The 12899-nt window shown below is 71.0% G+C and carries 10 protein-coding genes and 1 pseudogene; 5 read left to right on the top strand and 6 right to left on the bottom strand.

Features of this window, described 5'->3' with window-relative positions:
* A pseudogene (locus VF794_RS19885) lies at positions 1–2094 on the bottom strand (hypothetical protein); the annotation flags it as partial.
* A 1-nt stretch (position 2095) separates the two neighbouring features.
* Positions 2096–3520: a WGR domain-containing protein gene (locus VF794_RS19880; protein WP_331112712.1), complete on the bottom strand. Its 1425-nt coding sequence runs from the start codon at positions 3518–3520 to the stop codon at positions 2096–2098.
* Positions 3521–3623: 103 nt separating this feature from the next.
* On the opposite strand from VF794_RS19880, the gene VF794_RS19875 reads away from it, so the two are divergent.
* Positions 3624–4112 carry a hypothetical protein gene (locus VF794_RS19875; protein ID WP_331112710.1) on the top strand — a complete coding sequence of 163 codons (489 nt, stop codon included), beginning with the start codon at positions 3624–3626 and terminating at the stop codon, positions 4110–4112.
* Here VF794_RS19875 and VF794_RS19870 read toward each other — a convergent pair whose 3' ends face one another.
* Entirely contained in the window at positions 4113–4370 is a 258-nt protein-coding gene (locus VF794_RS19870; RefSeq protein ID WP_331112708.1) for a hypothetical protein, read from the bottom strand.
* 181 nt (positions 4371–4551) lie between these two features.
* Between VF794_RS19870 and VF794_RS19865 the strand changes: the two genes are divergently transcribed.
* On the top strand, positions 4552–5742 hold the full coding sequence (locus VF794_RS19865) for an SRPBCC family protein (protein WP_331112706.1): 1191 nt from the start codon (positions 4552–4554) through the stop codon (positions 5740–5742).
* A gap of 6 nt (positions 5743–5748) precedes the next feature.
* On the opposite strand, the gene VF794_RS19860 is transcribed toward VF794_RS19865, so the two are convergent.
* Positions 5749–7563 carry a M48 family metallopeptidase gene (locus VF794_RS19860; RefSeq protein WP_331112704.1) on the bottom strand — a complete coding sequence of 605 codons (1815 nt, stop codon included), beginning with the start codon at positions 7561–7563 and terminating at the stop codon, positions 5749–5751.
* 92 nt (positions 7564–7655) lie between these two features.
* Here VF794_RS19860 and VF794_RS19855 point away from each other — a divergent pair, with 92 nt between their 5' ends.
* Positions 7656–9338 carry a bifunctional metallophosphatase/5'-nucleotidase gene (locus tag VF794_RS19855; RefSeq protein WP_331112702.1) on the top strand — a complete coding sequence of 561 codons (1683 nt, stop codon included), beginning with the start codon at positions 7656–7658 and terminating at the stop codon, positions 9336–9338.
* Between the two features lie 126 nt (positions 9339–9464).
* The gene (locus VF794_RS19850; protein ID WP_331112700.1) at positions 9465–10400 is read left to right on the top strand and encodes an alpha/beta hydrolase; all 936 of its coding nucleotides are present in this window, start codon (positions 9465–9467) and stop codon (positions 10398–10400) included.
* Between the two features lie 81 nt (positions 10401–10481).
* Here the strand turns inward: VF794_RS19850 and VF794_RS19845 are convergent, their stop codons facing one another.
* Together VF794_RS19845 and clpP are read right to left on the bottom strand one after the other, a co-directional pair.
* A complete protein-coding gene (locus tag VF794_RS19845; protein WP_331112698.1) occupies positions 10482–10844 on the bottom strand; it encodes a hypothetical protein in 363 nt (120 codons plus the stop codon).
* Positions 10845–10934: 90 nt separating this feature from the next.
* Positions 10935–11564, bottom strand: a complete 630-nt coding sequence (gene clpP, locus VF794_RS19840; protein WP_331112696.1) for an ATP-dependent Clp endopeptidase proteolytic subunit ClpP — start codon at positions 11562–11564, stop codon at positions 10935–10937.
* Positions 11565–11739: 175 nt separating this feature from the next.
* On the opposite strand from clpP, the gene VF794_RS19835 reads away from it, so the two are divergent.
* Positions 11740–12483, top strand: a complete 744-nt coding sequence (locus VF794_RS19835; protein ID WP_331112694.1) for a hypothetical protein — start codon at positions 11740–11742, stop codon at positions 12481–12483.
* Positions 12484–12899 lie beyond the last annotated feature (416 nt).

The raw sequence follows: 12899 nt of genomic DNA, 5'->3' as shown, positions 1-12899 counted from the left end.
CTGGGCGAGCAGCGTGGCCTCGGACTCGGACAGGAGCGCGAGCAGCCGCAGGCCGAGGGCCCGCAGCGACGCGTGCTCCGCCTGCACCAACAGTTGGAGCAGCTCGTCCGGCACGGGCTCGGTGCGCAGGTCGCGGCGCAGCAACAGCTCGCCACCCAGCTCCCGCACCTCGGGCAGCGGATGGGCGAGCAGGTCCCTCACCACCTCCAGCCCCACGGGCCGGGAGCCGGGCCCCAGCGCGGCGAGCACCACGCGGGCCACGTCCGCGGCCACCGGCCCATCCTCCTTCGCCTTCATGGACAGCAGCGCCGCCACCAGCCGGCCCACGAGTGTCCGCACCACCTGCGCGGAGAGCACGGAGCCGCGCACCAGGTTGGCGGCGTAGGTGCGGGTGTCCGCGTGGGGCGCGGTGGCCAGCCCCGCGAGGAAGCCAGAGTCCTCGATGAGCGAGTGGCGCACCTCGGCCATCCAATGGAAAGCCTGCTGGCGGGCGGGCGCGTACGCCGAGCGCGCCACCGCGAGCAGCAGGGCCCGGGGCTCACGCCGCGCGTCCAACCGTTGAGAGGCCAGCTCGAAGCCGAGCCGCGCGGTGGGCTCGTAGGGACGCTCCAGCAGCATGGCCACCGCGTCCACGTCGAGCTGGGCGAGGAAACCCGGGCAGGCACGCAGCGCGCGGGCGGCGAACTCGTGCACCGGGGCGCAACGGCTCTCGTCCAGCAGGTGCAGGAGACCCGCCGGGGTGCGCTCCCACAGCGTGGGGAAGGCTTCCTCGCGCATGTGGGGCGCCAGGGCCCCGGGCACGGGCCGGTACCCGCCCTTGCAGCGGAAGAGGAGCGGATTCGGAAGCGGCTCGTAGCGTGGGCTGTGGCGGTACAGCACCTGGTTGAAGGCCCAGTAGGGTGCGTAGGCATCCAAGGGCGTCTCGGACCAGCCCCAGCCCTGGGTGCGCGGGGGCACCGCGTCCGCGTCGCTGAAGGCGAGCAGCACGCCCACCGCCATCTTCACGAAGTCCGGGCTCTCCAGCTCGCCCAGGCGACGCAGCGTGCGCCACACGCGGCGCCGGAGGTACTTGCGCGTCTGCATCGTGTAGGCGCGCGGCCGGCTGGAGCCCAGTGAGCGCTCCTTCTCGTAGCGCCAGGCGATGAGGCCGAACACCTGGCCGTCGTAGCGGTACTCGGCGGCCTTGAAGAGGTGGCGCAGCACCCGCACCGAGCGCGGGGTGAAGGGCACCGTGCGCAGCACGCGCAGCAGCGCGGGCCGCACCGCCTCGGAGTCCACCAGGTAGAGGGGCTCCAGGACGTCGAGGGCGTCCTCCCTGCCGGTGGCGAGGTGCGCGTCGAGCGCCTTGCCGAAGGCCTCCGCGTCCCCGGCCCGGGCCGGCTCGCGCAGCGCGGGGGGCAGCTTCTCCAGCACGTCCCGGCGGAAGTCGGCACGGGTGGCCTCGTCGGAGAGTCGCAGCAACGCCTCGGTGGCGATGCGGCGCACCATGTCCGGCGTGGAGGCGTCCCCGTAGAGCTTCCCGAGCGCGGACACGGAGGCCTCGGTGCCCAGGCGCCCCAGCGCGGCGGCGATGGTATAGGCCCGCAGGGGCCTGGCTCGGTTCAACAGCGGCAGCAGCAGGGGCTCGGCGGAGCGCACGCGCAGCTCGCCCACGCGCCAGATGACGCGCTCCAGCTCGCGGGGCTGGGCGCGCACCTCGGCGCGGCGGAACCACTGCCGGGCGCTGGCCTCCTGCTGGAGCTGCTGGAGCAGGACGCGCTCGCGGGGTGACAGCTCGGACGCCGCCTCCACCCTCGGGGGCGGGGGCTCGGCGGGGGTACGAGGCGCGGGCGGCGACACCGGGGTGCCGGGTGCTCCCTCGCGCACATAGCCCGAGTCCAGCTTGGACTGGACGAGCTTGTCGAAGACACGCCTGGCCTCGGCCTGGGGCACGGGCACGGGCGTCTTCGAGCCGTCCTTGAGCGTGGTGCCCCTCCGGCCGTAGCGGAAGTTCACCACGCACTGGCCGGGGGAGACCTCCAGGAGGTCCACCTCGTACACCTTGTCGCTCTTCCCCTCCTGGAAGAGCAGCGCCACCTGCTCGAGCAGTTTCACGTCAGCTCACCAGCCCGCGGATGTCGCCATGGGCGCGGTAGAAGCCACCGCGCGCGGACGCATGGACGCCCTCCACCACGTAGCGGCCTCCCGCCTGGCGGATGTCCTTGGGGAACTGCACGTGCCAGTCGGGGTGGTAGCCAGGGGACACCACGCGCACGCGCAGGTGGGGACCGTCCTGGTAGCACTCCACGATGACGCCGTTGCCGGCCTCGCGCGTCGTCTCCACGGTGCCGGCGGGCACGGCGGCCAGGGGCATGGGCGCCTTGATGTCGCGGGCCGTGGGCAGCGAGCCGGACTGCGCGGCGCGGATGGCCTTCTCGCTCGCGTCGATGCAGGCGAGCACGCCCTCGGTGGTGGAGAGGTAGAGCCGCTCCTGGAAGAGCTGCATGGAGAAGGCCGAGCCGCAGCCGGTGGACAGCTTCCACAGCCGCTCGCCCTTGTCGTTGAAGCAGTAGACGCTGGACATGTTGTCGCCCGCGAAGACGTAGCGACCATCGTCCACCGCGGCGCAGGAGAACACCGCCGAGTCACACTGCATGACGGGCCCGGCATCCCCCTTCTTGGTGAAGCGGTGCACGAAGCCCAGGTTGGTGCTCGCGTAGAGGGAGGACTCCTCCTGCCAGCCGAAGAGCACGTTGCCCTGGGTGGGGCGGTGCCAGATTTCGCGGCCGTCCTCCCAGTCGTACATGGTCAGGCCGCGGCCGTGGCCGTGGTACATGCCCAGCTCGTCGCAGCGCACCATCCACCCATGGGTGCCGATGCTCTGCTTCTCCCACTGGGACTCGTCCTCGTGGTTGATGGCGGTGAGCTTGCCGCCCGCGTCGGCCACGCCGAGCACGCCGTCCTTGATGTCCAGCCAGAAGATGTCCAGGTCGTCCGAGATGGCATAGGCCACGCGCGGCACCTTGCCCCCGAGGTCATAGACGCGGCCGTCGTCGCACCCGGCGTAGAGCCAGCGGTCATCGGCCACGATGCACTTCACGCCATCGGCGAGGCGGAACTGGGAGAGGGTGCGACCGTCATGGTCCACCGAGTAGATGGAGCCGCTCTCGTTGCCGACCCAGCAGCGCGAGTCGTCCACGAAGATGCCGAAGGCGCGATCGCCGGAGCCGAACTTCCAGAGCAGGGGCGCCTGGGTCGCGCTGGAGCGGCCACTGGTCATCTCGCGGCGGGTGACGGTGCGCTTGCCCCGCTGACCCATGACGGCGGGGGCATAGCCCTTGCGCATCTTCTCGTTGAGCTTCTTGCGGGCCTCGGCGAGCGCCTTCTCGGGAGTCGGGAACTGGGAGACCTGTGTCTGGCCCTTGTCGCCGATGCGGCCGTAGCGAACGGTGAGGGAGGAGCCCTCCAGCTTCACCTCGTAGAACTTGTGGGAGCCGCCCCCGTCCTCCGACAGCTCCAGGTACGTCCGTTCCTCGGCCATTCTCAGGTCTCCCCTCTGACGCAGTACGCGCAGCGTAGTCCGGAGGACTGACGGCGTGGAGCGCGTGCTAGGGTCCGGCGCCGAAAAAAGCCGGGAGGTCCCCTTGAGACGAGTCTGGGTGTTGGCGCTGCTATCCGTGGTGGCGGGTGGCTGCTCGCAGGAGAAGGGCACGGCGGGCAAGAACGACAAGGCCGCGCAAGAGCAGGCCCTCCTCGCGCGCCCGGACGACAAGTGCCCGGGCGGCACGGTGAAGGGGTGCCTGGACGCGGCCCTCGAGGCCGACAGGAAGGCCGACTCCGCGCGTGCCGTCGAGCTGTACACGCGCACCTGTGACGCGGGCGTCGCTCGCGCCTGCGTGACGCTGGGCACCTTCCAGTGGCAGGGTCGCGGAGGACTCCAGGCGGACCCGGCCAAGGCCTATCTCCTTTATATGCGCGGGTGCGAGGCGGGCGAGGCCTCGGGCTGCTTCAGCGCCGGCATCTGCCACCGCACCGGCGCCTGCGCCGAGAAGAACGACGCCAAGGCCACCGAGCTCCTCCGGCGCGCGTGCGACGGCGGAGACTCCCGGGCCTGCGCCAACCTCCCACGCTGATCAGGCGATGATGGTCGGCTGACCCATGGGGCCTTCATTCGGGTTCGGCGCCTCGTGGATGCCCGGAGGCTGGGCCTCCGGCTCCGACCGCCGCATCGGCTCCTCCATGGGCGGCTCGTGCCGGGGAGGCTCCACCTCCGGTGGCTGGCGCGACGGCGGCTCTATCTCCGGCGCGTGTCGCCTCGTGGGAGGCTCCACCTCGGGTGGCCGCGGAGACTCCGGCTCGCGCTGCGGCGTGTTCGGCTCTGGCTCCTTCACGGGAGCCCCAGGCTTCGTCGGCGGTTGAACAGGCATTCTTCCCCTCCGTCGTCTCCAATCTGCTCATTCAGGTGGGTGGAGGTACGAGGCAGTCGGAGAAGGTCTCCCTTGCCTGCTTGCTGCCAAACGCCGGTTGGACGCCCAGTTTGGGTTTCGCTGGAGTTCCGAGGAGGGCGTGGAAATGCGAGCTGGCATGTGGATGGTGGGTGGCATGGGTCTGGGCGTGGGACTGATGTACTGGTCGGATCCCCGGAGCGGCCGGCGGCGCAGGAAGGTGACGCAGGACAAGTTCCGCCATGCCCTCCACGAGACGCAGCTCGCGGCCGGCGTGGTGGCACGCGACATCGTCCACCGCTCGCGCGGCTTCCTCTTCGAGACCGCGAGCCGGTTCCGCCGTGAAGAGGTGGACGACAAGACCATCGAGGCCCGCGTTCGCGCGGCGCTCGGCCGCGTGTGCTCGCACCCGAACGCCCTCGAGGTGAGCGTCCACCTGGGCCGGGTGCGGCTCGACGGCGTCATCCTCAAGGCCGAGCACTCCAAGCTGCTCTCCCGCCTCCGGCACGTCCACGGTGTGCTGGACGTCCTCGACAACCTGGAGGTCCACGCACGGCCCGGGAGCCACCCGAAGCTCCAGACGGGCCCGGTGACGGGGGACCGGCCCGAGTTCCTCCAACGCAACTGGTCGCCCGCCGCGCGCTTCATCGGCGGGCTCGGGGGCGGGAGCCTGCTGACGTGGGGCCTGTGGCGCCGCGGCCTCCCGGGGATGCTGTCCACCGTCCTCGGCTCGCTGCTCACCCTGCGCAGCATCACCAACATCGAGCTCAAGCGTCTGACCGGCGTGGGCGGCGAACGGCTAGCCATCGAGCTGCACAAGGACATCATCGTCCACGCGCCCGTGGAGGAGGTGTTCGGCTTCTGGCGGGCGATGGAGAACTTCCCCCGCTTCATGAGCCACGTGGAGGAGGTGCGCACCAGCGGGGAGGACCGCTCGCACTGGCGGGTGCGGGGCCCGGCCGGCATCACCTTCGCCTGGGACGCCCTCATCACCCGGCTCATCCCCCACCAGGTGCTCGCCTGGAAGAGCGTGAATGGCTCCTCGGTGGAGCACGCCGGTACCATCCACTTCGAGCCCACCCAGGACGGACGTTCCACCCGGCTGGACATCCGGATGACCTACACCCCGCCCGCGGGCGCGCTGGGCCACGTCTTCGCCCGGCTGCTGGGGGCCGACCCCAAGAAGCAGATGGACGACGACCTGCTGCGCTTCAAGTCGCTGCTGGAGACGGGCAAGGCCACCGGGCGGGAGAGCGTCTCGCGCGAGCAGCTCCCGCCCCCGGTGCCGCTGCGACCCGGGCCCCGCTCGGTGCACTGAGGGCGCTCACGCGTTGCCGCGCTGGAGGAACTCCGCGTACTGGGCGTTGGGCACCTCGAGCGTGATGAGGCCCGAGCCCTGCTCGTAGCGCTTCACCTTGAAGGCCTTGTCCGCCTGGCGCGTGTGGGCTTCACAGACGGGCACCTCGAAGGTGACGTGGCCGTCGTCCCGCAGCAGGCCGCCCACCTCGAAGCGCGTCTCCACGTGGCCGGTGATGACGCCGCAGCACAGCACGCAGCACTGGGGCAGACCGAGGCCCTCCAGCGGGGCTCGCACCTCCACCGTGCCCCGAAGCCGCCGCACCTCCACCGTGGCCGCGGGCGCGAGTGCCTCCTCGCGCTCCTTGCCCCGCACCCCCCAGGTGGCATCCCCCGCCACCGCGTACCGCGTCAGCACGCGCTCCAGCTCCTCGGGCCCGTGCGTCCCCTCCAGCAGCCCCTCCACGAGCGCCGTCGGGTCCACCAGCACCCCGTCACGCTCCAGCTTCAGCGGCTCGCCCGGGGACGTCGTCCAGGCCAGGCCGTGCCGGGAGAGGATGCTCCCCAGGTACGCGCTCACCGCGTGGAGCACCACCCCGCGCACCCGCTCGGCCCGATCCGGCGCGCGGTAACCCACCATGCGCGGGTTGACGGTCTCGGCGAAGGACTCCCGCGCCGCGGCGTCCTTCAGCAGCCCGGCCACCCGGGCCAGCGAGAAGTCCGGCACCCGCGCCTGCACCCGGTTGGCCGTCCCCTTCCACAGCTCGCTCCAGCGCGCGCCTACCTCGGACCAGGGGATGAGCGTCAGCGCCTTGGGGCGGAGCTCGTCCGTGTGGTGCTTCTCCAGCGCCTCGGCGTTGGACAGCAGCGTGTACGCGGGCGTCTCGTCCATGGGCTGGTCCGGCACCTGCACCTGCTCGGCGAAGGCGATGCGCTCCTCCAGGCCCGGGTGCGAGTCGAACGGGTCCGTCTTCCGCTCGGACAGCTGCGCCTGGAGCTTCGGCTGCACGCGTTCCCAGCCCGAGCTGCCCACATAGCGGCGGTAGCCCTCGAAGAGGTTGTCCGGCACCACGCCCAGCCGCCCCAGCGGGTACACCTCCTGTTCCAGGAAGACGGAGAAGCCCGTGGCGTGCAGGCCCTCCTGCCGCAGGCCGGTGATGTGGGCCTGCTTACCGGCGATGCGCAGGCTCCACTCGTCCGCCACCAACTCCTGCTGCCGGCTGATGGCCTGGGTGATGCGCAGGTAGATGTGCAGCATCCACTCGAAGGGCTTCCGCAACAGCGTGCGTCCGCTCTCGGCCAGGGTCTCCAGGGTGCGGATCATCGCCGCGCGCGTGGCGTAGATGAAGCCGGACAGCTTCGTCTCACCTCCCTTGAAGTGGCCGAACTCGTGGGCCACGGTGGCGCGGAACTGGGAGAGGTTGTCCACCGCCAGCAGGCCCAGGCCGATGCCCATGACGCGCCGGCCGCCGAAGCCGAGGAAGCCCCCCACCTGGGCCACGAAGGCGTTGACGTCCGGGATGAGGTACACCTCCGCCGGCATCTCCGCCTCCATGCGCCGCGCCACGTCCCGGATGGCGGCGAACAGCCTCGGGTGCTCGGCCCCGGTGAGCCGGGGCCCGGGTGGCTCGAAGGGCACGCGCCGCGGCACGAGCCCCCAGAGGATGGCGCCCGCGCCTACCACGCACAGCAGGGTGAGCTGCCCGTTGATGCGGTGCACCCTCGTATAGAGGAGGTAGGGGATGGCCAGCAGCCCGAGCGCCATGCCCAGCGCCACCCCATAGAAGAGGACGAGAAACCCCACGGCGAGAACGGCGCGGACTGAGTATGAGCGGGCCCACATCGGTGCTTCCCCCCTCCCGGTCAGACGAGCCCCTCCAGTCTAGAGCGGGGAGCATGCGGTGATCCACGAGTTGTGAGACATAGGGCCTCCGCATGCACACGTCCCCCGCCCTCTCGCCCTTGCGCGCCCTGCTGCTCTCCAGCGCGCTCCTCCTCTCCTGCGCCCACGGTCGCCAGCAGGAGCCCGCCCCCACCGCCCCCCCTCGACAGGTGCGCGTCCGGGTGCTGGCCCTCAATGACTTCCACGGCCACCTCGCGCCGCCCCCGGGCTCCTCCGGAGAGGTCCGCATCGGCGGCGGTCCCCTCAAGGTGCAGGCGGGGGGAGCCGCCTACCTCGCCCGGCACCTGGCCACCCTGCGCGCCCGTGCTCCCCAGCACACGGTGGTGGTGGCCGCGGGCGACCTCATCGGCGGCACCCCGCTCGTCTCCGCCCTCTTCCATGACGAGCCCACCATCGAGGCGATGAACCTCCTGGGGCTGGAGCTCGCCGCCGTGGGCAACCACGAGTTCGACGAGGGCGCCACCGAGCTCAAGCGGATGCAGTCCGGCGGCTGCCATCCGGTGGACGGCTGCCAGGACGGCACGCCTTTCGAGGGCGCGCGCTTCCAGTACCTCGCCGCCAACGTCCTCACCGAGCAGGGCACCCCCCTCCTCCCGCCCTACGCCGTCCGTGACTTCGAGGGCGTGAAGGTGGCCTTCATCGGCATGACGCTGGAGGGCACCCCGGAGATCGTCGACGCCTCGGGCATCGCGGGGCTCCGGTTCCAGGACGAGGTGGAGACGGTCAACGCCCTGGTGCCCGAGCTGAAGCGGCAGGGGGTGGAGGCCATCGTGGTGCTCCTTCACGAGGGTGGCACCCAGGCGGGCACGTTCGACGGGTGCGAGGGCATCTCCGGCCCCATCGTGGCCATCACCCAGGGGCTGGACCGGGCGGTGGACGCGCTCATCACCGGCCACACCCACCAGGCGTACAACTGCGTCATCGACGGCAGGCGCGTCACCAGCGCCATGTCCTACGGGCGGCTCGTCACGGACCTGGAGCTGGTGGTGGATGCGGCCACCGGGGACGTGGTGGAGAGCAGCGCGCACAACCTGCCCGTCACCCGCGACGTGGAGGGCGTGCCCGAGGTGCAAGCGCTCGTGGACCGCTACGACGCCATGGCCGCGCCCCTGAGGGACAGGGTGCTCGGCCGGGTGACGGCGCGGCTCCAACTGCCCAACGCCAGGGCGTGGCCCTCGGGCGAGTCCCCCCTCGGCAACACCATCGCCGATGCCCAGCTCGCCGCGACGAAGGACGCGGGCGCCCAGGTGGCCTTCATGAACCCGGGCGGCATCCGCGGGGAGCTCGACGAGGGCGACATCACCTACGGCGAGGCCTTCTCCGTGCAGCCCTTCGGCAGCACCCTGGTGACGGTGACGCTCACCGGTGCCCAGCTGCACACCCTGCTGGAGCTGCAGTGGCAGGAGGGCACCGGCCCCACGCGCATCCTCCATCCCTCGCGGGGCTTCTCCTATACGTGGAAGGCCTCGGCGCCCGTGGGCCGGAAGGTGGACCCGGCCAGCCTCCGCCTCCACGGCCAGCCCGTGGACCCCCAGGGCCGCTACCGCGTCACGGTGAACAGCTTCCTGGCCGGCGGCGGGGATGGGTTCCGCGTGCTCGCCGAGGGCACCGAGCGGCGCGGCGGCGTGGTGGACGTGGACGCACTGGAAGCGTGGCTGAAGGCGCACTCCCCGCTCTCCCCTCCGGAGACCAACCGCATCACCCGCGTCGAATAGCCGCCACCCGACACTCGCGCCGGACAGCGGGAGACAGTTGCCACGCGCGAGCCGGGCATCCCGAGGCGAGAGGTGACAGAGATACGCGCCATGTCTTCCTCGCGTCTTGGAGTCCTGGGTTGTGCCGTGCTGGGTACGCTACTGGCCGCGTGTGCCCATGTGCCCCGCGCCGGAACCGAGCCGCCGCTGGCGACGGGTGAGCACCAGCGTGTCGTCAACGGGGTCCGGCTGTACTACCGCGTCGCTGGAGACGCTCCAGCGGCCCGCGCGCCCGTGCTCTTCCTGCACGGGGGCCCGGGCTACAACAGCTACAGCTTCGCCCGGCTGATGGGGCCGCGCCTGGAGAAGAGCCGGCGCATGGTGTACCTGGACCAGCGGGGCTGTGGCCGCTCCGAGCGCCCGTGGGAGGGCGGCTACTCGCTGGACGTGCTGGTGGCGGACCTGGAGGCGCTGCGCCAGGAGCTGGGCGTGGAGCGCTGGGTGCTGCTGGGCCACTCCTTCGGCGGCACGCTCGCGCTGGAGTACGCGGTGCGCTACCCCCAGCACGTGGCGGGAGTGGTGTTCGTGAGCGGCTTCTCGGATGCGTCGGCCTCGTTCTCCACCTGGAAGCGCGAGCTCGAGCGGCTGTATCCCGGGCGACTCGCGGAGACCGCCAACCCCGAGGACACCTCGGACTATGACCAGGTCATGCGGGCCCTGCGGGGCGTGGACGCGCGGACCTTCTTCCAGTCCCTCCAGTTCCGCAACGCCGTCTACCTCCAGATGCAGGAGGCGGTGGACGAGGAGAGCGGCCTGCGCAACACCGGGGAGCTGTCGCGGGCGCTGTTCTCCAACGAGCTGCCCGCCTACCGCTTCACGACCCCCGAGCGCCTCACCGCGCCGGTGCTCGTCGTGGGCGGGCGGTACGACCACACCATCGGCCTCGAGAGCATGCAGGCCCTGGCGAAGGCCCTGCCCCGCGCCACCCTCCTCGAGTACGAGCAGAGCGGACACTTCCCCTACCTGGAAGAGGCGGAGCGCTTCGAGCGGGACGTGACGCGATTCCTGTCCTCCCTCCCGTGAGAGCCCTCCCCCCCCTCTGCCTCCGGGAGAGGGGACGGGGTGAGGAGAAGGGAGTCCCTGGGATGAAAACCCCGCGCACCCTCACGGGCCCGGGGTGACGCGGCCCGCGGCGCCGCCCACCTCGGTGGAGCCGGTCACTTGGCGCGCGACGCCGTCGAACTCGAGTTCCAGCAGCCTGCCCGATCCCTGGGGAGCCAGAGCGAAGCGCACCCGCCAGTAGTTGGGGCGCACCTGGACGGCCTCGGCGACGTCCGCCACCTCATAGCCGGCCGACATGGCGTATTCCTGGCCGAGCCGCACGATGTCGCGGTAGCCCAATTCCTGCTGGACGGTGTTCGGTGACTCCGGGGTCATCCGGCGCGCCTGGGTCGTCCCGGAGACGCAGCCGAAACCAAGGAGGGTGGACGTCAAAACGAGGGTGAGTGCGGAGCGGAGGGGGGCCATGGCACCTCAAAGGTGCGCATGGTCCGTGCCGTCCGAGCACCGAGCGGCCCGTGGCGTTCTCACACCGACGGGCGCTCTCTCGGGAAGCGACTAGCCCTTGTTGGCGGGCGGGGCGGTGTTGGCGTTGGCCGCCGGCAGGGAGATCTGCTTGTTCACCACCTCGTCGATGATGCCGTACTGCCGGGCCTCCTCGGCGCTCATGAAGTAGTCGCGCTCGGTGTCCTTCTCGATGCGCTCCACGGAGTGACCCGTGTGCTTCACGATGAGGCCGTTGATGTAGGAGCGCAGGCGCAGGATTTCCTTCGCCTGGATGTCGATGTCCGACGCCTGACCCTGCGCGCCACCGAGCGGCTGGTGGATCATGATGCGCGCGTTGGGCAGGGCGTAGCGCTTGCCCGTGGCCCCGGCGAGCAGCAGCAGGGCTCCCATGGAGGCCGCCTGCCCGACGCAGATGGTGGACACCGGACACTTCACGTACTGCATGGTGTCGTAGATGGCCAGGCCCGCCGTCACCGAGCCTCCGGGCGAGTTGATGTAGAGGTTGATGCCCTTGTCCGGGTCCTCCGACTCGAGGAAGAGCAGCTGGGCGACGATGACGTTGGCCACGTCGTCGTTGACGGGCGTGCCCAGCATGACAATCCGGTCCTTGAGGAGCCGGCTGTACAGGTCATACGCGCGCTCGCCCCGGTGGGTGGTCTCGATGACGAAGGGGATGTTCATGGCGTTCCAACACTAATGCGCCTGCCCTCCCAGCGCCCGCCCCTTCTTCGCGGATCGTGCGCCAGACCACGGTTGGGGGTTTTTCGGCTCCCCGCTCGCCCTCCACCCGGGCACGGGGCCGGACATGGCCGATCGCGCCCACCGCACCCCACCCTGAGTTCCCGGGGGTGTGCGCATGGGCTTGGGAGAGATCGTCGGTCGAGCGGTGGGGACGTTGTGGGGACCACAATTCCGGGCCACCTCAGAGCGGCGTCATGCCCGGGCGCTGCATGCCGAGGGCATCTGCCTCCAGGCCGAGGTGGTGCCCGTGCAGACGGACCCGCCCTTCACGGACGTGGCCGAGCGGCTGGCGGGCTCGGCGCTGGTGCGGCTGTCCACCGCCACGTGGCGGGGCGGGCGCGAATGGCCGGACATCCTCGGCGCCTCGGTGCGCTTCCGGCGCGACACGCATCTCAGCGCGGAGGCCGCCCCGGGAGACCAGGACGTCCTCTTCGCCACCCTGCGCCATGTGGTGACGCTGGCCCCGGCCTTCCTCAGCACCCACGTCCACGACTGGCTGGACAACGACTACTACGGGCTGGCCCCCTTCACGGTGCGGGGATTGGGGAAGGCGAAGCTGCGGCTCACCTCGCTGCGCGCAGACTCCCAGCGGCACGGCTCGCGGGTGGAGCGGCTGCGGGACGCCATGTACGCGGGCCAGGCCGTCCTCACCTTCGAGGTGCTCCCTCGGGAGCGCGGGCTGCCCCACACCTGGACGCCCCTCGCGGAGCTCTTCCTGCGCGACGAGGTGGTGCTCGACCCGGAGCGTCTGCGGTTCGATCCCTTCCGCGACGGGCTCGGCATCATCCCCCGGGGCTTCCTGCACGCCATCCGGCTCCCCGTCTACCAGCAGAGCCAGGAGGGGCGCTCGGTGCACTGAGCGGCGGGGAGCCGACGCCTCTGGGGCTTTCCATCGCCTTGTCCACGGGTTCGATTCCCGCTGCCTCGAATAGAGGTTGCCCGCTGCCTTGAGTCGAACCCACTCTTAACGAGGAGGCCACGGATCGCATCAGGGGACCAAATCGGTTCTTGTTGGAGCCAGAGGGGGGTGGGAGGCGCGGTGCTGCTCGGGTTCGTCGGCGCCAATTGCAAGGGTCCGCTTCCGCTCGCCCTCTCGCCGAGTCTCATCTTAACCCTACTGTCCACGTAACCGGCTCTCCCGCAGTTTGTGTGAATCCTGGGCGCAGGCGGGGGGGGAAGCACGAGTGAGGTTCGCCTGCTCGCCGCCCCTGCACCACACAAGGTGAGGGAGAGCCGTAACCGGGGCAAGCCCAGTTCTGCCCAGTCCACTCGCGG

Origin of the sequence: Archangium sp. (genome assembly GCF_036389735.1) — a bacterium.
In the GTDB taxonomy this organism is placed as follows: Bacteria; Myxococcota; Myxococcia; order Myxococcales; family Myxococcaceae; genus Archangium.
The sequence above is the reverse complement of the archived record's forward strand: the minus strand, read 5'-3'. Positions and strand labels throughout refer to the sequence as shown.